The sequence below is a fragment of the Brachybacterium sp. AG952 genome (assembly GCF_004362645.1).
GTDB classification, from domain to species: domain Bacteria; phylum Actinomycetota; class Actinomycetes; order Actinomycetales; family Dermabacteraceae; genus Brachybacterium; species Brachybacterium conglomeratum.
The window spans coordinates 27986-48366 of record NZ_SNXV01000003.1 but is presented as its reverse complement, the minus strand read 5'-3'; the positions used below and the strand labels follow the sequence as shown (position 1 = coordinate 48366).

The following is a 20381-nucleotide window of genomic DNA, read 5'->3' as shown; positions in this document are numbered from 1 at the left end:
GGGCCGTGGACCCGCCCGGGATGGGGATCAGCGTTCGACGTAGTGCAGGGAGCGGACCGAGCGCTCGAGATGCCAGGTCACCGTGTCCGCGATGAGGCGACCCGCCTCCTGCTGCACGGTCTCCTCCGCATCGGTCACATTCTCCCAGTCCCCGGCGAGCAGGAAGATCATGTGCTCGATCGTGGACTGGCGCACCGCGATGGCGCCCGGCCGACGGCAGGGTGTGCAGACCAGGCCACCCGCACGCACGTCGAAGGCGTGGTGGGGGCCGTCGGCCCCGCAGGAGGCGCACACGCGCAGCTCGGGCGCCCAGCCGGAGACGGCCAGGGTGCGCAGCAGGAAGGAGTCGAGCACGAGCGGCGGGGCGATGCGGCCCTCGGCCATGGCGCGCAGCGCGCCGACGAGCATGAGGAATCCGCGCTGGTTGGGATCGACCATCTCGTCGGTGAGGCGGTCGGTGGTCTCGAGCATGGCGCTGGCGGCGGCGAAGCGGGAGTAGTCCGCGGTGATGCCGACGGCGAAGGCCTCGATCGTGACGACCTGGGTGACGGTGTGGAGGTTCCGCCCGGCGTGCAGCTGCACGTCGACCAGCGTGAACGGCTCCAGCCGCGCGCCGAAGCGGCTGCCGGTGCGGCGCACGCCCTTGGCGACGGCGCGGACCTTGCCGTGCCGCCGCGTGAGCAGCGTGATGATGCGGTCCGCCTCGCCCAGCGGGTGGGTGCGCAGGACGATCGCATCGTCACGGTAGAGCTTGCTGGCCATGGTGCTCCGAGACTACGCCGCGGGCACGACGCATTCGCGGAGGCGACGGCCGAGGCGGACGGGACCTCGCTCACGCCGGGCCGCGCGGAGCTCTCACCGGACGGCGCCGCGCTCTCGCCGGGCGGGGCCACCCCGTGGCCCGCGCCCGTCGGACTCCCCCACCATGTGGTCCGCCGGCACGCCCGGGCAGTCGCGGCACGGCATGATGGGCCTCGTGCCGCACCCGCCGCGGGCGCGGCACCGACCGCCGGACACCGACGACCAGGAGGACGCCCATGGGGATCTTCGGCATGCTGCGCCGCGACGACACCGCGAAGAGCACCGCCCGCGACGCGATGCGCGAGGCCCGCACCGAGAAGGCGGAGGCGAGCCCGAACGGCGCCGTGCAGCGCATGATCGACACCGTCCGCGACATCGGGCTGGACGGGAAGCTCGCCTATTCCTCCGCCGCCGACGTCGCGAGGAAGGCGCAGCGCGGCCGGGCCCGGAAGCGGCCGGAGAAGGCGGTGCGCCGGATCGTCCGCAGGCACCGCCGGGGCGTCACCGCCGGCGGCTTCCTCACCGGGCTCGGGGGCGTGGTGACCCTGCCGGTCCTGCTGCCCACCAACGTGATGGAGTTCTACATCCAGGCCACCCGCATGGTCGGCGCGATCGCCGTCGTGCGCGGCTACGACCTGGACGACGAGGAGGTGCGCGTGCGGGTGCTCGCGACGCTGCTCGGCGAGGAGTCCGGGGACGTGCTGAGGAACATCGGCCTGAGCCCTGTCGCCGGCGCTGCCGCCCGCGGGGTGGCGGGGAGGCTCCCCGCGTCCCCGCACTCGGCCGTGGTCTCCGCGGTCGGCGGTCGGCTCATCCGGCGCTTCGGCCTGCGCTCGGCGCGCCTGTTCGGCAAGGCGATCCCGGGCCTCGGCGGCGTGCTCGGCGCGCTCTCGGACCGCAAGCAGCTGAACCGGATCGCTGAGGCCGCGAGGAAGGGCTTCCCGCAGGTCGGCTGAGCCGAGTCGTGGCCGCGCGCCGGCGGGGTCGCGGCCGCGACGGCCGGCCGCTCGGTGCGCCCGCTCGTCTGCCGCCGCTCAGCCCCGGCGGCCGACGGCGAAGACGCGGCGGAAGGGCAGCACCACGCCGCGTCCGTCGTCCGGATACGCGCGGCGCAGCCGGGCCTTGAACTCCTCCTCGAAGCGCGGCCGGAGGTCCTCGGGCAGCGCCTGCAGGGTGGGGCGCGCGCCGGTGCCGGCGACCCAGTCGAAGACGGGGTCCGGGCCGTGGAGGACATGGAGGTAGGTGGTCTCCCAGGCGTCGACCTCGAGGCCCGCGTGCTGCAGTGCCCGCAGGTAGGTCGCGGCGTCGTGCGAGGAGGGTGAGGCGATGCCCTGCACGTGCGGCGCGAAGGGCTCCTCGGCGGCGAGCTCGCGTCGGATCGTGTGGCTGGGCTCCTCGAAGTTGCCCGGCACCTGCATCGCCAGCCGGCCGCCCGGTGCGAGCATCCCCGCCAGGCGCGGCAGCAGCTCCAGGTGCCCGTCTACCCACTGCAGCGCGGCGTTGCTGACCAGCACGTCGACCTCGCCGGGCGGCTTCCAGGTGCGCAGGTCCGCGTGCACGGCGGTGAGGCCCGGGATCTCGGCGGCGCGGGCGATCATCTCGGGGCTCGAGTCGACGGCGAGCACCTCCGCCTCCGGCCAGCGCTCGGCGAGCAGTCGCGTCAGCGTGCCCGGGCCGGCGCCGAGGTCGACCACTCGCCGCGGCGACCCGGCGCCGAGGCGGGCGGTGAGGTCGAGGAAGGGCCGGGCGCGCTCGTCGCCGTAGCGGAGGTACTGCTCGGGGCTCCAGGTGTGGGCCATCGGGATCCTTCCCTCGACATATATCTTGACGTCAAGATATCAGCTCAGGGGGTGACGGTCCGCGAGATCTCCACTCTCGGCTGCACCAGGGAGACACCGGGCCCCGGCGTCACCCAGCCGTCGGCCAGTGCCGGCGAGTAGACGGTCTCGACCACCTCCACGCTCGCTCCGTCGGGCACCTCGGCCTCGATCACGACCTCGTGGCCCGCGGGGACCCCGACGATCCGGAGGGTGCGCAGGCCCTGCGCGCCCGCGGAGCCGTCGTCGCTCAGCGGCTCCCCGTCGACGGTGACCCCGGAGAACTCTCCCTCCGCGAGCTCCATGCGGAACTCGGCTCCGGGCCGCGCCGAGGTCAGACGGATCCGTGTGCTGGTCGTCCCCTCCCCTGCGGGCTCCACCTCGACCTGCGGCCCCTCGACCACCGAGGTGCCCTCGGTGCCGTCGAGGGACCGGCCCCACTCGGTCACGCCGTCGCTCTCCCAGCGCGTGTGCCCGGTCTCCGCGTCGACGGCGGCGACCACCCGCTCCTGCACGGGCTCGCCCGCGGCGCGGGTGAGCGCGATGCCGCCGATCGCGAGGCCGATGGCGAGGACCGCCGGCAGCACGGGGATCAGGAGCCGGTGCGGCCGCCGCGCGGTGCCCGAGGCCTCCCCCTGCGGCGCGATCAGCAGCGGCGCGGCGGCGGCGAGGGCCAGCGCGGTGGTCGCGGCGAGCGCTCCGACCGAGGAGGCGATCCCGAACTCGCCGAGGGCATGGACCTGGGTGCCCACGAGCCATCCCGTCGGCAGCAGGGCGGCCGCCCTCACCACGAGCGAGGGGACCGGGGGAAGCAGCGTGCCGAGCAGGATGCCGATGCCCGCCGCAGCGGCCGGGAGCACCATGGAGCTCGCGAAGGCCGGCCAGAGCACGGCGACCGCCGCGATCAGCAGCAGCGCGAGCATCCCCGTCCCGGCCAGCAGCGCGTCCCGACCTATCAGGAGGCGACCGAGCAGCCAGGCCGCCGCCATCACCGTGGCGCCGGCGAGCAGCTCCGCGCCGAGGAAGGGCAGCGCCACCACCGGCTCCTTCATCGTCTGCGAGAGGATGTCGGGGCTCGCGGCCGCGGTGGCGCTCCACAGTCCGTATCCGGCGGCGCCCGCGAGGGCGATCGCGAGCAGGGCGAGGAGCGCGCCGAAGGAGGTGCCGAGCAGGGTGAGCCGTCCGCGTCGGCGCAGCACGGCCGCCGTCGCCGCGAGGGCGAGCGGAGCGGCGAGGCCGAGGCCCTGCACGAGCCAGGGCGGCATCACGAGGATCCCCCACGGCATGGTCGTCTGCACCGGGCGGTCCTCGCCCGCGTCCTCGAGCGCGGCGAGGTCCTGCGCGCCGAGCTCCCTCGTGAGGGAGAGGGTCAGCTCGCCGAAGTGCTGGAGCGAGCCGGGATCGAGGTGCTCGGCGTCGTCCTGAGGGCTGTGATACGCCCACGCCTCGCCGATCAGGGCGACGTCCAGTCCCCACCAGCCTCCCTCGTCGCGGTAGACCGTGAAGTCGGTGTCGTTGGGGATGACCCCGAACAGCGCATCGGTGAACGATTCGTACTCGGGACGGGGCATCACCGGGAGCGTCCCGTGCATGGGACCGGCGGTGCGGGCCACGAGGGGCCTGCCGGAGATGCCGCGCGCCTCGTGGTTGACGACGACCACCGGCTCCCTCAGCTCCTCACCGGCCCCGTCGACGTACGCCTGCGCGCCGAGCAGGCCGGTCTCCTCCCCGTCGACCAGCAGGATCACCAGGTCGTTGCGCAGCGCCTCGGGACCGAGCGCCCGCACCGTCTCGAGGATCACCGCGAGTCCGACCCCCGCGTCCGCGGCGCCGGGCGCGTGGGGGACGGAGTCGATGTGCGTGGCCAGCACGAGGGTGCCCGTCGGGTCGCTGCCGGGGCGGGTCGCGACGAGGTTGCGCACGTATCCCGCCGAGCCGGTGCCCTCCGCTGCGCGTCGGCCGATCCCCTCCGAGGAGGTGACCTCGAAGCCCGCCCCGGCGAGCTGCTCGGCGAGGTGGTCGTGGGCGGCGGCGTTGGCCTCCGTCCCCACCGGGCGCGGCTCCTGCACCAGCGGAGCGGCGGCCGCGGCGGCGCGCTCGGCGCTGAACACCTCGTCCGGGGCGGTCGCCGGCTGCGGTGCGCTGGTGCCGCGGGAGAGGAGGCCGCCGACGACCGCCAGCAGCAGCACGAGCAGCAGGATCGGCCCCGCCGATCGGGGGCCGCTCCCGCGGCCGGGCGGGGAAGGATCTGGGGTGACGTCGTCGTCCAGGGTGCTCGACATGGGTCCTGTCTACGCGGCCGAGGACGATGACGGAAGTCGTTCAGGTTTGTATCCGCCGAAGGGAGGAGCGGCGGGGCGACGGTGCGGCGAGCAGCGTGCCTCCCGCCCGACGCTCAGGACCCGAGACGCTCCAGTCCGGGGAGGTCGCCGAGCGCGTCGGCCGCCTCGAGCAGCGCGGCCCGGAAGGCGAGCAGGGAGGGATGCTCGCGCGCCCCCGCGCGCGCCGCGGTGTAGAGGCCCCGGTGGGGGTCGCCGGGCAGCCGCAGCACCCGGGTACCGCCGAGGTGCTCGGCGGCGATCAGACCGGGCACGAAAGCCGCGGCATGGCCGGAGCGGACCAGGTGCACCTGCAGGAGCGGATCGGGGGTGTCGAAGCGGACCCACGGCTCGATCCCCGCCGAGCGGAGGTAGGTGCGCTCCCACGCCCCGGTGCGGGTGTCCTCCGGGTCGAGCGCCCAGGGCATCTCGGCGAGGTCCTGCAGGCGTCGCGCCCCGGAGGCGGGACCGTGGTCGGGCAGCACCAGCAGCAGCGGGTCCTGCAGGAGGTCCTCCCGGTCGGTGCCGCGACGGACGACCTGCTGGCCGCCGGGATAGTCCTCGCCGAGGATCACCTCGAACCGGTGCGCGAGCAGCCCCTCGTAGGCCTCCTCGACCTCGCGCTGGGCGATCTCGATCCGCAGGTCGGGGTGACGCTGCTCCAGCACGCTCACCGCCACGGGCGCGAGCGCGATCAGCGGCGTCTGGAAGGAGGCGACCCGGAGCACTCCCCCAGCCTCGCCCTGGGCGCTGACGAGCTCGGCCTCCGCCGTCTCCATCAGTCCCAGCATCTCCTCGGCCCGACGGGCCAGCCGGGCGCCGGCGTCTGTGAGGACGACGCGGCGTCCGGCCTGCTCGAACAGGGTGACCTTGGACTCCCTCTCCAGCTGGGACAGCTGCTGCGAGACGGCCGACGGCGACATCGAATGCTCCCGTGCGATCGCCGACATCGTCTCCAGCCTGCGCAGTTCCCGCAGGAGGAAGAGCCGGTGCAGGTTCAGCATGAGCATCCTTCCCGATCGGCCATGTCTGCTTCACGGTACACGTCGAGAACATTCGCTGGACCCGACAGGACAGCGGGGGCAGAGTGGAGTCGTGACCACCTCTTCCACCTCCTCGACCACGGCGACCGCAGGCGTCGGCGGCGGCGCCCACTCCGGCGGCGTGCCGATGACGCCGATCCTGTTCATCCTCGGCTCGTGCATCTCGCTCCAGTTCGGAGCGGCCCTGGCCACGCAGCTCTTCCCGGCGATCGGCTCCTGGGGCACGACGGCGCTGCGCCTGGGCCTCGCCGCGGCCGTGCTGATCGTGATCGTGCGCCCGAAGATCCATCGCTTCACGCGGCAGCAGTGGCTGGGGGTGGCCGCCTTCGGCGTGGCGGTCGGCGGCATGAACGGAGCCTTCTACGCCTCGATCGACAGGATCCCGCTGGGCACGGCGGTGGCGATCGAGTTCCTCGGACCGCTCGTGCTCTCCGCGCTGCTGTCCACGCGCCGCACCGATCTGCTGTGGGTGCTGCTCGCGCTGGGAGGCGTGAGCCTGTTCGGGTTCGAGTCCCTCACCGGTGCGGCCTCCCTGGACGTGCTCGGCGTCGTCTTCGCTTTGGTCGCGGCGGTGTTCTGGGCGCTCTACGTGCTCGCCAGCGCGCATGTGGGACGCATCGTGCCCGGACAGGACGGCCTCGCCGTCGCCATGCTGATCGGGGCCCTGGCCGTGCTGCCGCTCGGCGCGCCGGGCGCCGTGGCCGGCATCGCCGAGCCGCGCCTGCTGCTGATCGCGCTGGGCACCGCGCTGCTCGCCTCCGTGCTGCCGTACACGCTTGAGCTCTCCGCGCTGCGCCGCCTGCCCCGTCACGTCTTCGGCATCATGCTGAGCCTCGAGCCGGTGGTCGCGCTGTTCGCGGGCGTGCTCCTGCTGAGCCAGGAGATCACTCCGCTCCGCGTCGCGGCGGCGGTGTTGGTGGTCGTCGCGAGCGCCGGCGTCACCCTCACCGCGCGCTCCCGCCCCGCCGGGGAGCCGCAGCCGATCGACGAGGCACCGGGCTGGGAGCTGCCCACGCCCACCCATGCGACGCTGACCGGCGAGATGCCGATCCTCACCGAGGACGACCTGCGCGAGGACGGCGACGCGTCGACGCGCTGAGCGGCAGCGCTGCTGACCTCACTGGTTGATCGACGATCCGTACCACTCCCCCGGAGTTGATCGACGGGAGGTACCACCGAAGTGGTACCTCCCGTCGATCTCGTCGGCCGCATCGGGGATCCATCCCGCCCGGTTGTGCGGGTCGCGTCCCCGATGCCGCGGCGCAGGGCGCATCCGCCCCCTGCACCGGACCGCTCAGGCCCGGGAGCGGGCGTTGCGGTTCAGCGCGGAGGTGATCGCCTCGAGGGAGGCGCGGGTGATCGAGCCGTCGATGCCGACGCCCCAGAAGATGCGGTCGTCGATCTCGCACTCGATGTAGGAGGCGGCGAGGGAGTCGTCGCCCTCGGTCAGGGCGTGCTCGGCGTAGTCGAGGATCCGCACGTCGATCTTCCGCTCGGCCAGCGCCTTGACGAAGCCGTCCAGCGGGCCGTTGCCGATGCCGGTGATCTCGTGCTCCTCGCCGTCGACGACGAGGGTGACGGTGATGCGGTCGGCGCCGTCGCCCGCGGACTCCTGGCGCACGTCGCGGAAGCTGTAGCGGCCCCAGCGACGCGAGTCGTCCTTCGCCGGCAGGTACTCGTCGGAGAACACGTCCCACAGCGCCTCGGCGCTGACCTCGCCGCCGTCGGAGTCGGTCCTCTGCTGGACGATGCCGGAGAACTCGATCTGCAGGCGGCGCGGGAGGTCCAGCCCGTGCTCGGTGCGCAGCAGGTAGGCCATGCCGCCCTTGCCGGACTGCGAGTTCACGCGGATGACGGCCTCGTAGGAGCGGCCGAGGTCCTTGGGGTCCACGGGCAGGTAGGGCACGCGCCAGACCATGTCGTCGACGGCCTTGCCGGCCTTCTCGGCGTCGGCCTCCATGCGCTCCAGGCCCTTCTTGATGGCGTCCTGGTGGGAGCCCGAGAAGGCGGTGAACACGAGGTCGCCGCCGTAGGGGCTGCGCTCGGGGACGGGCATCTGGTTGCAGTGCTCGACGGTGCGGCGCACCTCGTCGAGGTCGGAGAAGTCGATCTGCGGGTCGACTCCCTGACTGAACAGGTTCAGCCCCAGCGTCACGAGGTCGACGTTGCCGGTGCGCTCGCCGTTGCCGAACAGGCAGCCCTCGATGCGGTCGGCGCCGGCCATGTAGCCGAGCTCGGCGGCGGCCACGCCGGTGCCGCGGTCGTTGTGGGGGTGCAGGGACAGGACGATCGAGTCGCGGCGATCGAGGTGGCGGTGCATCCACTCGATGGAGTCGGCGTAGACGTTCGGGGTGGCCATCTCGACGGTCGCCGGCAGGTTGATGATCATCTTGTTCTGCGGCGTGGGCTTGATGACGTCGATGACGGAGTTGCACACACGCAGGGCGTACTCGAGCTCGGTGCCGGTGTAGGACTCCGGGGAGTACTGGTAGGTGACGGCCGTGTCCGGGATCGTCTCCTCGTACTTCTTGCACAGCAGCGCGCCCTGCACGGCGATGTCGAGCACGGCGTCCTCGTCGGCGCGGAAGACGACGTCGCGCTGCACGACCGAGGTGGAGTTGTAGAGGTGGACGACGGCGCGCTTGGCGCCCGAGATCGCCTGGTAGGTGCGCTCGATGAGGTGCTCACGGGACTGGGTGAGGACCTGGATCGACACGTCCTCCGGGATGCGGTCCTCCTCGATGAGGGTGCGCACGAAGTCGTAGTCCGTCTTGGAGGCCGACGGGAAGCCGACCTCGATCTCCTTGTAGCCCATCTTCACCAGGAGCTCGAACATGCGCAGCTTGCGCTCGGAGTTCATGGGATCGATGAGGGCCTGGTTGCCGTCGCGCAGGTCGACCGCGCACCAGCGGGGGGCGCGGGTGATGCGGCGGGTGGGCCAGGTGCGGTCGGGGAGCTCGACCTGGATCTGCTCGTGGAAGGGCAGGTACTTGTGGGTCGGCATGCCCGAGGGCTGCTGGGGCGCGTCGCCCGTGGTGCCGACGACGGGGGTCGCAGGGTCGGCCTCGGCGGCGACGGTCGCGATGTTTGCGGTGCTCGTGGAGTCAGTCATCTTCAGGTCCTTCTCGCTGGGTTTGCCGGTCGCCGGACAGCACGTCAGCCGCGACAGGTTCCCGGCGGTTCAGGACCCGTCGCGGCGTCTAAGCAGGAGCAGCGATCCACGCACGATGGTCACGTTAGCACCGTCACGCAGGCCGCTCGGGGCGGCTCACGATGCGAACATGCGCGAGGTCGGCGCCCCTTTGCCGACGACTACCTCGCTCGTCCGCTTCGACGAACGCCCCGCTCTAGTCAGCGACCACCACGCGCGAGCCCCTCGCGGCCTCAGATCTCGCGATGGCGCGCGTCAGGATCCTTGGGACCTTCGGTCTCCGGAGAGCGCTCGGGCACCCACGGATCCTCGTCCTCGTCAGCGGGCACATCACCATTCACAAGTCGGGACTCGAGGGACTTCGAATAGATCGGGATCGACTCGGAGGCCACCTCGATCGTGCCGTCGATGTCCTGCCACTCCCCGCCATCCACCGAGAACTGGCCGGCGAAGGTCGTCGTCAGCGTGACGTCGTACCAGCCCTCCCCCGAGTACTTCGCCGACACCTCCTCCGACGGGTACGGCTTGCCCGGCTTGCTCGTGGTGATCGTGTTCCCGTCCCCGAGATCCCAGTGATATGAGGTCGGAATGGCGCGCACCGCCACCGGCGTGCCGAGCAGCTCCGTCTGAAGCGTCTGCACCTCGTGCTCCGCATGGAGCACATTTACCATCCCCACCGGCAACCAGCCGCGCTCCGGTCCTACAGTAGCTACCAAAGGCTTAACTGGAAGCTTTGCAAAATCGCTCTCAGTAACAATGATAACGATTGGTTCTGGTGCTGGCGCACCCGCGGGGGTCGAACTCGCCGCAGCTGCTCGAGGAGCTGACGCTGATGGAACTCGGCAGGAATAACCGCTGGACGTCTCCACACCCGACCTTGTGTCCTGCGTGATGGACTTGAACGTAACAGACCCTTTCTCGCGCCCACCCGACGACCGCGGAGTCGCATAAGCAACATCTCCGTCGTAACTATAGTCTGGAGCCGCCCTGCACGACCCTCGCGGCGCCCTACATACAGCGCCGTTACAGTTCATTTCATCCCCCGCATCCTGGACGCGGAACATACGAGTGATGAAATCTGGCACCGGCGCAGGCGGCGGATCCCCCTGGGACCCCTCATTAGGCCCAAAAGGCTTCTCCACAGGCTCAACGTCTTGCGAGTCTTCCGTCGGCGGACCATGAATATCCTTGTACGCCTTCGTATTTGACACCGCTGGACCTTCATCTTCAATCGAAGGATTGAGGGCAAAGGCTCCATCCCCACCTACCCAGTACGGCAAAAATAGCAGGCTCACGATCAGCGCAGTGCGGGACACAACAGGTCCTGATGTTTGACGTAGCACCCTACTCACCCTCGCGCGTCAAGTTAATTGCAACGACTTTCCAACGGTCGCCCTGCCAGTCCATGACGCTCACGGCAGTGTATTCAGCCCTTGGCTCTTCGCGCATTTCAGCACCCTCCCCGCTAGGCTCAGAATGCGCACCCAAAAAGAATACGTAGCCAACCTCATAGTCGTAGTCCTTGGAGTCATAGTATTTCGTGCCGACATCTTCGATTTGGGTGCGACTCCAATAAAGCCCCAACGATGCGTTAGAGGCAATTTCGGCACTATTGTCAGCACAGGTATTACAACTCTCTGCGGCACGAGATTCCAATTCCTCTACGTCCCCCGTCTGATATCCCCAGATCATCAGAGCCATGTAGTACCGGAACGCCTGCTCCGCCCCCTCGGGCGTGTTCTCATCCATCCCCGGATAGTCCGCAGGATCCGGCGCGGGCACGTCCGGCGCGGCGCTCGGTGAGGCCTCGTCGCCTCCACCATCGCTCGCGGCGCCGTCGTCCCCACCCCCATCACTCGATCCGGAGATGTCGATGCTGGGCGGCGGCGTGGTCACGGGACCGTCTCCGCCCTCACCGCATGCGGCGAGTCCGAGGAGGAGAGTGCAGGCTGCGGCGGCGCTGAGGAGGCGTCGAGGCATGGGTGGTGCCTTCCGGGGAGTGGGACGGATCACCGTTACCGTACTCAGCAGTCACCCAGGTCCGCCATCGATCCCCGGAAATGTGGACAACCTGCCGTCAGAAACCGAGGCGGCCCAGCTGCTTCGGATCCCGCTGCCATTCCTTCGCGACCTTGACCCGCAGGTCCAGGTGCACCTTCCGGCCCAGCAGCGCGTTGATCTCGCTGCGCGCCCGGGAGCCGACCTCCTTCAGTCGCGAGCCGCCGCGACCGATGATGATGCCCTTCTGGCTGTCGCGCTCCACGAACAGGGTCGCCCGCACCACGAGCCGCCCGGTGCCGGGCTCGACCGGGGTGAACGCATCGCCGTCGGGGTCGACCTCGACGACCTCCTCGACGACCACGGCGATCGAGTGCGGCAGCTCGTCGCGCACGCCCTCCAGCGCCGCCTCGCGGATCAGCTCGGAGATGCGGTCGTCGCGGGTCTCCTCGGTGAGCTGGTCGTCTGGGTAGAGCTGCGGGCCCTCGGGCAGCTGCCGGGTGACGACGTCCATGAGCACGTCGATCTGCTCGCCCTTCACGGCGGAGATCGGCACGATCTCGTCGAAGTCCATCAGCTGGTCGACGTTCATCAGGTGCTCGGCCAGTACGTCGCGCCCCACCAGGTCGATCTTGGTGACGATCGCGACCACGCGGGGTCCCCGTCGGCCGGTGCGCATCTCCACCAGGTCCTCAGCGATGAACCGGTCGCCGGGGCCGATCTTCTGGTCGGCGGGCAGGCAGAATCCCACCACGTCGACCTCGCCGAGGGTCTCGCGCACCAGGTCGTTCAGCCGCTCCCCGAGGAGCGTGCGGGGGCGGTGCACGCCCGGGGTGTCCACGAGGATGATCTGGGAGTCCTCACGGGTGACGATGCCGCGGATCGCACGCCGCGTGGTCTGCGGCTTGGTCGAGGTGATCGCGACCTTCTCCCCCACCAGCGCGTTGGTGAGGGTGGACTTGCCGACGTTGGGCCGGCCGACGAGGGCGACGAATCCCGCCCGGTGCTCACCGCCGCTCTCCGCTCCGGTGCCGTCGGCGGTGCCGGGCACCTGCTGCTCATCGCTCATGGTGATCCTCCTGGTCTCGGTCCTCGTCCTCGTCGTCGGCCGCCTTGCTCACCAGCACCGTGGAGAGCCGTTTACGTCGGCCGGCCGTGCGCTCCGCCTCGAGGTCGAGGCCGAGGGCGGTGGCGGTGCTGCCGGGGATCGGCACCCGCCCGGTGGTCTTGGCGAGCAGCCCGCCGACGGAGTCGATGTCGTCGTCGTCGATGTCGAGGTCGAACAGCTCCCCCACCTCGGACAGGCTCGCGCGGGCGGGCACCCGGTAGCGGCCGCCGCCCAGGTCCTCGATCTCGGGCTCGCGCCGATCGTGCTCGTCGGCGATCTCGCCGACGATCTCCTCGAGGACGTCCTCGATGGTGACGATGCCGGCCACTCCCCCGTACTCGTCCACCAGCACGGTGATGTGCACATGGCTGGTCTGCATCTGGCGCAGCACCTCGTCGGCCGGGACGAACTCGGGCGCGAACCGGGCCGGGCGCATCACCTCGCTCACGGGCCGCTGCGGGCGCGGGTCCCAGGGTGAGTGGATCGCGCGCATCACGTCCTTGACGTAGAGCATGCCGCGCAGGTCGTCGACGTTCTCGCCGATCACGGGGATCCGGGAGAAGCCTGAGCGAACGAACAGCCGCATCGCCTTCTCGGCGCTGGAATCGGCGGTGATGGTGACCATGTCGGGGCGGGGCACCATCAGCTCTCGCACCATCGTGCCGCGCAGGTCGAAGACGCCCTGGATCATGTCGCGCTCGCCGTCGCGGACGTGCTCGTCCTCGAGGGCGCGGTCGACGTTGCGGCGAGCCTTCTCGGCGCGCTCCTCGGGATCCTCCTGACTGCCGGCGCGGGCGGCGAGGGACGCGCCGAGGTTCGCGAGCGCGCTCGCGGGCACCCACAGCACCCACCGCATCACGGCGACGAGGCCGCGGGAGGAGATGAGCACCGATTCGGCGCGGCGTCGGCCGATGGTGCGCGGGGAGATCGCGAGCATCAGCAGCGCCATCAGCCCGGCGATGAGCAGCGTGGCCAGCAGGGGCAGCACCCATCCCTCACCGGGTCGCAGCTCGGCATGGGCGGAGAAGCAGATCGCGGCGATCGCCGTGACCATGACGGTCTCGCCGAGCACGCGGCCCAGGGAGACGGAGGCGAGGGTGCGGCCGGAGTCCGCGTGCTGGTGGAGGACCCGCTCACGGGTGGCGGCGGGCTGGTCCGCGACCGCCTTCTCGAGCGTGCCGCGGCTGACGGCGAGCTGGGCGGCGTCGACCGCGGTGAGCACCGCCGAGACGATCCCGCCGACGAGCGCGAGCGGGACGAGCACGAGCAGGGCGAGGCTGAGCGCGCTCACGGGCGCCCTCCTCGGGTCGACGGACGCGGGACGAGGGCCGCACCGCGCGGGTCCGACCGGGTGGTGTTCGGAGCGGCGCGGTGCCCGGGAGGTTGATCAGGCTGGGACATCGCGGCTCAGGCGCTCGGCCGCGAGGCGAGGAAGGTGAGCAGGAGCTTGCGCTGGAGATCGAACATCACCGTGCGCTCGTCCTCCTCCATGTGGTCGTAGCCCAGCAGGTGGAGGATCGAGTGGACGGTCAGCAGCAGCATCTCCTCGGCGGCGCTGTGCCCGGACTCGGCGGCCTGCTTCGCGGCGACGCTCGGGCACAGCACCACATCGCCCAGCAGTCCCTCCGGGGCGGGGTGCTCGGGGGTGCCGGGGGTGAGCTCGTCCATCGGGAAGCTCATCACGTCGGTGGGGCCGGGCAGGTCCAGCCACTGCACGTGCAGCTTCTCCATCGCCTCCTCGTCCACGAAGATGATCGACATCTCGGTGGCGGGGTGGAGGTGCATCGCCTCGAAGACGAAGCGGCTCAGCTCCACGAACTCGCGCTCGTCGACGACGGCGGTGGTCTCGTTGCGGATCTCGATGGTCATGCTCAGTTCCCCTTGCTGCTGCGGTGGCGGGAGTCGCGGGTGCCGCCGGGTCGGATCTCCCAGCGCCCGTACGCCTCGACGATGTCGCTGACCAGCCGGTGGCGCACCACGTCCCGGGAGGAGAGGCGACAGAAGGAGATGTCGTCGATGCCGGAGAGGACGTTCTCGACCACGCGCAGGCCGCTCTGGTGCCCGCCGGGGAGGTCGACCTGGGTGACGTCGCCGGTGACGACCATGGTGGAGTTGAAGCCGAGGCGGGTGAGGAACATCTTCATCTGCTCGGGCGTCGTGTTCTGCGCCTCGTCGAGGATGATGAAGGCGTCGTTGAGGGTGCGGCCGCGCATGTACGCCAGGGGCGCGACCTCGATGGTGCCGGCGCCCATCAGGCGCGGGATCGACTCGGGGTCGAGCATGTCGTGCAGCGCGTCGTAGAGCGGGCGCAGGTAGGGGTCGATCTTCTCGTTCAGCGAGCCGGGAAGGAAGCCGAGCCGCTCTCCGGCCTCGACCGCGGGGCGGGTGAGGATGATGCGGTTGATCTGCTTGGAGAGCAGCTTCTGCACCGCCATCGCGACGGCGAGATAGGTCTTGCCGGTGCCGGCCGGGCCGATCCCGAAGGTGATCGTGGAGCTCTCGATCGCCTCGATGTAGCTCTTCTGCCCCATGGTCTTGGGGCGGATGGTGCGGCCTCGCGACGAGAGGATCGTGCGGGAGAGCACCTCCTCGAGCTTCCTGCCGCTCGCCCGGTCGTCGCCGAAGAGGTTCGCGGCGCGCTGCACGGCCTCGGCGGTGACGGGCTGGCCGGTGCCGGCCAGCTCGATGAGGGAGCGCATGATGTGCTCGCCGCGGCGCAGTGCGTCGTCGGTGCCGCGCAGGGTCACCTGGTGTCCGCGCACGTGCACGTCGGTGTCGGGGACGGCGTCCTCGAGGGCGGCCAGCGCCTGGTCGTTCTCCCCGAGCACCTGGAAGGGGCTGAGATGGTCGGGGATCGCCAGCTTCCGCTCGCGCACCTCGGGGGCGCGTCCGGGAGCCGGGCTGAGGGGGTCTGTCACAGTTCTCCTTCTGCGAGCGTCCCGCCCGCGAGGACGTGCGCGTGCACGTGGAAGACGGTCTGTCCGGCGCTCGCGCCGGTGTTGAAGACGAGGCGGAAGTCGCCGTCGGCCTGCTCGGCGGCGACCTTCGCGGCGACGGTGGCGGTGTGGGCGAGGAGCGCGGGGTCCTCGGCGAGCTCGGTCACGTCGCGGCGGTGCTCGCGCGGGACCACCAGGACGTGGACGGGCGCCTGCGGATGGAGGTCCTTGAAGGCGATGACCTTCTCGTCCTCGTGGACACGATCCGAGGGGATCTCCCCGGCGAGGATCCGGCAGAAGATGCAGTCGGGATCGTGACGCAGTGTGTCGTTGCGGTTGACGCTCGTACCCATGGTCGCGAGTCTACGGGAGCGACGAACACCACCCCTCCTTGGGGAAGCCCCCGGAAGTATGAGAAGTTTAAAGGACTATGACGAAGCTCGGAATCCTCCTCAGCAGTGCCCGCCCCAACCGCGTCGGCGAGAAGGTGGCCCAGTGGGTCAGCGCCTCGGCCGACGGCCGCTTCGAGATCGACCTCATCGACCTGCGCGAGGTCGCTCTGCCCTCCTTCGACGAGCCCTCCTCGCCGAAGTCCGGCGCCGAGAAGACCACCGACCACGGCCGTTCCTGGGCCGAGCGCATCGCCGCGCTCGACGCGATCGTGATCCTCACCCCGCAGTACAACGGCGCCTACCCGGGCGGCCTGAAGAACGCGATCGACTTCCTGTTCCACGAGTGGGAGAACCTGCCCACGATCCTGGTCGGCTACGGCTGGGGCGCCGCGAACGAGGTGCTGCCCCTGCTGGAGACCCTGATGGGCCGCGTGGGCGCCGACGTCGTCGGCTCCGTGGGCCTCGGCTTCCGCGAGGACCTCTCCGTCGAGGGCGAGCTGTTCGTCACCGAGGAGAAGGCCGCAGCGCTGGAGACCGCACTGGCCACGCTCGAGACGAAGGTGCTCTCCCCGGTCGGCTGATAACCGCTCCCTCACGTCGCAGGACCCCGCCGGCGCCGAGCGTCTGCGGGGTCCTGTCGTCGGCGGGGTCCGCCGGTGGGCTCAGCCCCAGCGGCCGACGAGTGCGCTGAGCACCGCGAGGGCTGCGGGGCCGGCGGTGGAGGAGCGAAGAACCTCAGGGCCCAGCAGCACGGTCCGGGCACCGGCCTCGCGCAGGGCGGCCAGCTCGGACTCGTCGATCCCGCCCTCGGGGCCGACGACCACGACGATCTCCTCGACCCCGGCCTCGCTCGCTCCGCGCAGCTCCTCGGCGAGGCTCATCACGCCGACGGACTCCTGCTCGTGCAGCACCAGCACGAGCGTCCCGTCGGCCGCGCGGGCGCGCAGGTCCTCGACGAGCGCGCTCGTGGTCAGCGGGGCGTCGACGGCGGGAATGCCGGGCCGACGGCACTGCTTGACGGCGGCGCGGGCGGTGCCCTCCCACTTCGCGCGGCCCTTGGCGAGCTTCTCCCCCCGCCACACGGAGACGGAGCGCTTCGCGATCCACGGGACGATGCGGTCGACGCCGAGCTCGGTCGCGGACTCGACGGCCTGCTCGTCGCGACCGCCGGTGGCGAGGGCCTGCACCAGCGCGAGACGGGGCAGACGCTGCACGGCCGGGGACGGGTCCGCAAGAAGGCGCAGGTCGAGCGCCTCCTTGCGGGCGCCGGTGACCTCGGCGAGGACCTGTCGGCCGGGGGCGTCGGTGAGGAGCAGCTGCTCCCCTACCCCGATCCGGGCGACCTTGGCCGCGTGGCGACCCTCGTCGCCGGCGAGCTCGAGCTGGTCTCCCTCACGGGCGGCGGCGAGGGCCTCGTCGAGGATCAGGAAGCCGGGCGGGGTGGTGGGCACTGGCTCTCCCGTCTCAGAGGTTCAGGCGCTCGCGGAGCTTCGCGAACGGTCCGCCGTGGTTCTTCGGGCGGGTGGCCTCGTCGCCGCGGAGGGCGGCGAAGCGCTCGAGCAGCTCGCGCTCCTCGTCGGTGAGCGCGCTGGGCACGTCCACGTCCAGGACCACGCGGATGTCGCCGCGGCGCTCGCGGCGCAGCGGGGTCACGCCGAGGCCCTTGAGGAGGATCTCCTCGCCGGGCTGAGCGCCGGGGCGGATGTCGAGCTCCTGCTCCCCGTCGAAGGTCTCCAGCGGGATCGTCGCGCCGAGCGCGGCGGTGGTCATCGGCACGGAGATCGTGGTGACCAGGTCGTCGCCGGAGCGGTCGAACATCTCGTGGTCCTTGACGGACAGCTCCACGAAGAGGTCGCCGGAGGGGCCGCCGGCCTCGCCGGTCTCACCCTCGCCGCGCAGCTGGATGCGGGTGCCGTTCTCGACGCCGGAGGGGATGCGCACGGTGACGGTGCGCTCGGTGGCGGTGCGTCCGTGGCCGGAGCAGCCGGTGCAGGGGCTCTCGATCACGTCGCCGTGGCCCTCGCAGGTGGGGCAGGGCGCCATGGTGACCATCTGGCCCAGCAGCGACTGCTGGACGCGCTGGACGTGGCCGGAGCCGTTGCAGGCGGTGCAGCGGGTGGGGCTGGTGCCCGGCTCGGCGCAGGAGCCGGAGCAGCGCTCGCACAGCACGGCGGTGCGGAAGGTGACCTCCTGCTCGGTGCCGAAGACGACGTCGCGCAGCTCGATCTTCACCCGGCGCAGCACGTCGCCTCCGCGGCGCTGGCGCGGGACGGGCCCCTGGTTGCGCCCGCGCATCCCGGAGGCCCCGGCGAACATGTCGAAGATGTCGTTGAAGTCGAAGCCGGCGCCGCCGCCGCCGGGGAAGCCGCCCATGCCCGGGCCGCCGCCCATGTCGTACTGGCGGCGCTTGTCCGCATGGGAGAGGGTCTCGTACGCCTGGGAGACCTTCTTGAACTTCTCCGCCGCCTCCGGGTCCGGGTTGACGTCCGGGTGGAGGGTGCGGGCGAGCTTGCGGTACGCCTTCTTGATCTCCTCGGTCGAGGCGTCGCGGGAGACGCCGAGCAGCTCGTAGTAGTCGTCGTTCACAGGCGTGGGTCCTTCACAGGGGTCGGAGGTCGGTGACGGCCGGCGACGGGCGCGGGGCCCGCCGGCGCGGTCATTCGAGGAATCGGGAGACGTAGCGGGCGATCGCCTGGACGGTCGAGATCCCGGCCGCGTAGTCCATGCGGCTGGGGCCGAGGATCGCGAGGTGGGAGCCGGCGCCGTAGCCCGCGCCGACGAGCGCGGCCTGGTGCAGCGCCCGGTCGTGGAGCTCGGTGCCGATCCGCACCTGCACGTCCCCCGGGGAGACGTGCATCTCGGTGAACAGGCGCAGCAGCACCAGCTGCTCCTCGAGGACGTCCAGCAGCGGCTCGACGTCGCGGGCGAAGTCCTCGGCGGAGCGGGCGATGTTCGCGGTGCCCGCCATCATGATGCGGTCCTCGGCGCGGGTCGCGGCCAGCGCGGTGAGCGCCTCGGCCACCTCCGCGGCGGCGGGCCGCTCGGGGACGGGCAGGGACTCGAGGTAGTCCGTCAGCGGCGCGGCGAGGTCGGTGACCTCCCGGCCGGCGACGGCGCGGTTGAGCTGGTCGCGCAGCGCCGCGTAGTACTCGGCGGGGCGGCCGGCGATGACGGGGACGGTGCGCTGGTCCACCCGCCCCGACTCGGTGATCAGCACGACCAGCAGCAGCGAGTCCGCGACCTTCACGAGCTCGACGTGGCGGATGCGGGCCTGGCGCCGGGCCGGGTACTGCACCATCGCGACCTGCTGGGTGAGCTGGGCGAGGAGGCGCACGGTGCGGGCCAGGAGCTCCTCGACGTCCCCCGCGTCCTCGAGCAGGGTGCGGATCGCCCGCTTCTCGGCGGCGGAGAGGGGCTTGACCATCGCGACGTGGTCGACGAAGGCGCGATATCCCTTGTCGGTGGGGACGCGGCCAGCGGAGGTGTGGGGCTGGTGGATCAGCCCCTCCTCCTCGAGGACGGACATGTCGTTGCGGACGGTCGCCGCGGAGACGCCGAGCTCGTGCCGCTCCAGCAGCGACTTCGAGCCGACGGGCTCGCGCGTGGAGACGTAGTCCTCGACGATGGCGCCGAGGATCTGGAGCTTGCGGTCGTCCATGTCGTGCACCTCCTGCCGCGCGGTCCGGCACCGGGGCGTCCCGGTGCCCGGGTCTCCCTGGACATTGGCACTCTCCCATGCCAAGTGCCAATCGTACGCGTCTGCGGCGTGCTTCGCAGGGAGGCGTTCGCCACGGGGCTACAGTGTCCGCCGTGTCCACCCCGCCTGCTCGCTTCCCCGACCGGTACGGCGCCGATGTGCTCTCCTCCGGTCCGCCCGCCCATCACCGCCGCCGCCCCGTCGGCCGCGAGGTCCCCGCGCAGCGCGACCTCGTCGTCGAGGAGGCCTCGACCGGCTTCACCGGCGCGATCACGCGCGTGGAGAAGACGGCCGGGGAGCTGATCGTCGAGCTGGAGGACGGCCGCGGCCGACGCCGCACCTTCCCGCTCGGGCCGGGCTTCATGATCGACGGCCAGCCCGTCGTCCTCACCCGCCCGCAGGCGGCGCAGAAGGCGCCTGTCCGCAAGCGCTCCGCCTCCGGCTCGGTGTACGTCGAGGGGGCGAAGGCCCGCACCGCGCGTGCGTCGCGGATCTGGGTCGAGGGCACCCATGACGCGGAGCTGGTGCAGAAGGTGTGGGGCCACGACCTGCGGATCGAGGGCATCGTCGTCGAGCAGCTCGAGGGCGCCGACAACCTCGCCGAGCGCGTGCGCGAGTTCGGCCCCTCCCCCGGCCGCCGGCTCGGGATCCTGGTGGACCACCTGGTGAAGGGGTCGAAGGAGTCCCGCATCGCGGCCGAGGTGATGGCCCTGCCGGGCGCTCGTGGGAACGTCACCGTGCTCGGCCACCCCTACGTCGACGTATGGCAGGCCGTGAAGCCCGCGCGCGTGGGACTGAAGGAGTGGCCGCGCATCCCCAGGGGGACGGACATCAAGGTCGGCTCCCTCGCCGCGCTCGGCTGGCCCCACGAGGACAAGGCCGACATCGGCCTGGGCTGGAAGCGGATCCTCTCCACGGTCCGCTCCTACGCCGATGTCGAGCCGACGCTCTCGGGGCGCATCGAGGAGCTCATCGACTTCGTCACCGTCGACCAGGGGTGACTCCGCCGCGGCACGGGACGTCGTCGCGGGCCGTCGACGCCGCCCGACGGTGCGGGCACGCGGTCCGGGTCGGCGGCCCTCGGGAGCCCACCAGGGGGATATCCCCCAGCGGATGCGGC

General features: G+C 71.4%; 19 protein-coding genes. 4 read left to right on the top strand and 15 right to left on the bottom strand.

Annotation, left to right across the window (positions count from 1 at the left end; genetic code table 11):
• Positions 1–27: 27 nt before the first annotated feature.
• The gene (gene recO, locus DEU31_RS08445; RefSeq protein ID WP_053915678.1) at positions 28–762 is read right to left on the bottom strand and encodes a DNA repair protein RecO; all 735 of its coding nucleotides are present in this window, start codon (positions 760–762) and stop codon (positions 28–30) included.
• 275 nt (positions 763–1037) lie between these two features.
• Between recO and DEU31_RS08440 the strand changes: the two genes are divergently transcribed.
• The gene (locus DEU31_RS08440; protein WP_133676808.1) at positions 1038–1757 is read left to right on the top strand and encodes an EcsC family protein; all 720 of its coding nucleotides are present in this window, start codon (positions 1038–1040) and stop codon (positions 1755–1757) included.
• 78 nt (positions 1758–1835) lie between these two features.
• Here DEU31_RS08440 and DEU31_RS08435 read toward each other — a convergent pair whose 3' ends face one another.
• The 3 genes from DEU31_RS08435 to DEU31_RS08425 all read right to left on the bottom strand — a co-directional run bounded on the left by DEU31_RS08435 (position 1836) and on the right by DEU31_RS08425 (position 5940).
• Positions 1836–2600 (bottom strand): methyltransferase domain-containing protein, encoded by a 765-nt coding sequence (locus DEU31_RS08435; protein ID WP_133676807.1) that lies wholly within the window; start codon positions 2598–2600, stop codon positions 1836–1838.
• 44 nt (positions 2601–2644) lie between these two features.
• Positions 2645–4900, bottom strand: coding sequence for a M28 family peptidase (locus tag DEU31_RS08430; RefSeq protein ID WP_133676806.1), 2256 nt, complete (start codon positions 4898–4900; stop codon positions 2645–2647).
• 113 nt (positions 4901–5013) lie between these two features.
• Positions 5014–5940, bottom strand: a complete 927-nt coding sequence (locus DEU31_RS08425) for a LysR family transcriptional regulator (protein ID WP_010551684.1) — start codon at positions 5938–5940, stop codon at positions 5014–5016.
• Positions 5941–6031: 91 nt separating this feature from the next.
• On the opposite strand from DEU31_RS08425, the gene DEU31_RS08420 reads away from it, so the two are divergent.
• Positions 6032–7078, top strand: coding sequence for an EamA family transporter (locus DEU31_RS08420; protein WP_133676805.1), 1047 nt, complete (start codon positions 6032–6034; stop codon positions 7076–7078).
• 195 nt (positions 7079–7273) lie between these two features.
• Here the strand turns inward: DEU31_RS08420 and leuA are convergent, their stop codons facing one another.
• The 8 genes from leuA to DEU31_RS08380 form a co-directional block, all read right to left on the bottom strand.
• Entirely contained in the window at positions 7274–9091 is a 1818-nt protein-coding gene (leuA, locus tag DEU31_RS08415; RefSeq protein WP_133676804.1) for a 2-isopropylmalate synthase, read from the bottom strand.
• 272 nt (positions 9092–9363) lie between these two features.
• On the bottom strand, positions 9364–9801 hold the full coding sequence (locus DEU31_RS08410) for a PKD domain-containing protein (protein ID WP_243733785.1): 438 nt from the start codon (positions 9799–9801) through the stop codon (positions 9364–9366).
• 673 nt (positions 9802–10474) lie between these two features.
• Positions 10475–11026 carry a DUF6318 family protein gene (locus tag DEU31_RS08405; RefSeq protein ID WP_243733784.1) on the bottom strand — a complete coding sequence of 184 codons (552 nt, stop codon included), beginning with the start codon at positions 11024–11026 and terminating at the stop codon, positions 10475–10477.
• 181 nt (positions 11027–11207) lie between these two features.
• Positions 11208–12197, bottom strand: a complete 990-nt coding sequence (gene era / locus DEU31_RS08400; RefSeq protein ID WP_166649446.1) for a GTPase Era — start codon at positions 12195–12197, stop codon at positions 11208–11210.
• Complete coding sequence (locus DEU31_RS08395) at positions 12187–13527, bottom strand: hemolysin family protein (protein WP_133676802.1); 1341 nt, start codon at positions 13525–13527, stop codon at positions 12187–12189. Before DEU31_RS08395 ends, era begins: the two co-directional genes overlap by 11 nt.
• A gap of 116 nt (positions 13528–13643) precedes the next feature.
• The gene (gene ybeY, locus DEU31_RS08390) at positions 13644–14105 is read right to left on the bottom strand and encodes an rRNA maturation RNase YbeY (protein ID WP_053915668.1); all 462 of its coding nucleotides are present in this window, start codon (positions 14103–14105) and stop codon (positions 13644–13646) included.
• A gap of 2 nt (positions 14106–14107) precedes the next feature.
• The gene (locus DEU31_RS08385) at positions 14108–15154 is read right to left on the bottom strand and encodes a PhoH family protein (RefSeq protein ID WP_133676801.1); all 1047 of its coding nucleotides are present in this window, start codon (positions 15152–15154) and stop codon (positions 14108–14110) included.
• Positions 15151–15525, bottom strand: a complete 375-nt coding sequence (locus tag DEU31_RS08380) for a histidine triad nucleotide-binding protein (protein WP_010551692.1) — start codon at positions 15523–15525, stop codon at positions 15151–15153. Before DEU31_RS08380 ends, DEU31_RS08385 begins: the two co-directional genes overlap by 4 nt.
• Before the next feature lie 77 nt (positions 15526–15602).
• On the opposite strand from DEU31_RS08380, the gene DEU31_RS08375 reads away from it, so the two are divergent.
• Positions 15603–16145, top strand: coding sequence for an NAD(P)H-dependent oxidoreductase (locus tag DEU31_RS08375; protein ID WP_133676800.1), 543 nt, complete (start codon positions 15603–15605; stop codon positions 16143–16145).
• Between the two features lie 81 nt (positions 16146–16226).
• Here the strand turns inward: DEU31_RS08375 and DEU31_RS08370 are convergent, their stop codons facing one another.
• From DEU31_RS08370 to hrcA, 3 genes are all read right to left on the bottom strand, one after another.
• Positions 16227–17015 carry a 16S rRNA (uracil(1498)-N(3))-methyltransferase gene (locus tag DEU31_RS08370; RefSeq protein ID WP_133676799.1) on the bottom strand — a complete coding sequence of 263 codons (789 nt, stop codon included), beginning with the start codon at positions 17013–17015 and terminating at the stop codon, positions 16227–16229.
• Positions 17016–17028: 13 nt separating this feature from the next.
• Positions 17029–18150 (bottom strand): molecular chaperone DnaJ, encoded by a 1122-nt coding sequence (gene dnaJ, locus DEU31_RS08365; protein WP_126985360.1) that lies wholly within the window; start codon positions 18148–18150, stop codon positions 17029–17031.
• Positions 18151–18220: 70 nt separating this feature from the next.
• Positions 18221–19222 (bottom strand): heat-inducible transcriptional repressor HrcA, encoded by a 1002-nt coding sequence (gene hrcA, locus DEU31_RS08360; protein ID WP_166649445.1) that lies wholly within the window; start codon positions 19220–19222, stop codon positions 18221–18223.
• A 143-nt stretch (positions 19223–19365) separates the two neighbouring features.
• Here hrcA and DEU31_RS08355 point away from each other — a divergent pair, with 143 nt between their 5' ends.
• Positions 19366–20262, top strand: coding sequence for a DUF3097 domain-containing protein (locus tag DEU31_RS08355; protein WP_166649444.1), 897 nt, complete (start codon positions 19366–19368; stop codon positions 20260–20262).
• Positions 20263–20381: the final 119 nt, after the last annotated feature.

Excerpts from the sequence above, each read along its gene's own strand:
- DEU31_RS08410 (WP_243733785.1), bottom strand. The coding sequence starts at position 9,801 with ATGGTAAATGTGCTCCATGCGGAGCACGAGGTGCAGACGCTTCAGACG.
- DEU31_RS08435 (WP_133676807.1), bottom strand. The coding sequence starts at position 2,600 with ATGGCCCACACCTGGAGCCCCGAGCAGTACCTCCGCTACGGCGACGAG.
- DEU31_RS08440 (WP_133676808.1), top strand. The coding sequence starts at position 1,038 with ATGGGGATCTTCGGCATGCTGCGCCGCGACGACACCGCGAAGAGCACC.
- hrcA (WP_166649445.1), bottom strand. The coding sequence starts at position 19,222 with ATGGACGACCGCAAGCTCCAGATCCTCGGCGCCATCGTCGAGGACTAC.
- era (WP_166649446.1), bottom strand. The coding sequence starts at position 12,197 with ATGAGCGATGAGCAGCAGGTGCCCGGCACCGCCGACGGCACCGGAGCG.
- ybeY (WP_053915668.1), bottom strand. The coding sequence starts at position 14,105 with ATGACCATCGAGATCCGCAACGAGACCACCGCCGTCGTCGACGAGCGC.
- DEU31_RS08375 (WP_133676800.1), top strand. The coding sequence starts at position 15,603 with ATGACGAAGCTCGGAATCCTCCTCAGCAGTGCCCGCCCCAACCGCGTC.
- leuA (WP_133676804.1), bottom strand. The coding sequence starts at position 9,091 with ATGACTGACTCCACGAGCACCGCAAACATCGCGACCGTCGCCGCCGAG.
- DEU31_RS08380 (WP_010551692.1), bottom strand. The coding sequence starts at position 15,525 with ATGGGTACGAGCGTCAACCGCAACGACACACTGCGTCACGATCCCGAC.
- DEU31_RS08430 (WP_133676806.1), bottom strand. The coding sequence starts at position 4,900 with ATGTCGAGCACCCTGGACGACGACGTCACCCCAGATCCTTCCCCGCCC.
- recO (WP_053915678.1), bottom strand. The coding sequence starts at position 762 with ATGGCCAGCAAGCTCTACCGTGACGATGCGATCGTCCTGCGCACCCAC.
- DEU31_RS08425 (WP_010551684.1), bottom strand. The coding sequence starts at position 5,940 with ATGCTGAACCTGCACCGGCTCTTCCTCCTGCGGGAACTGCGCAGGCTG.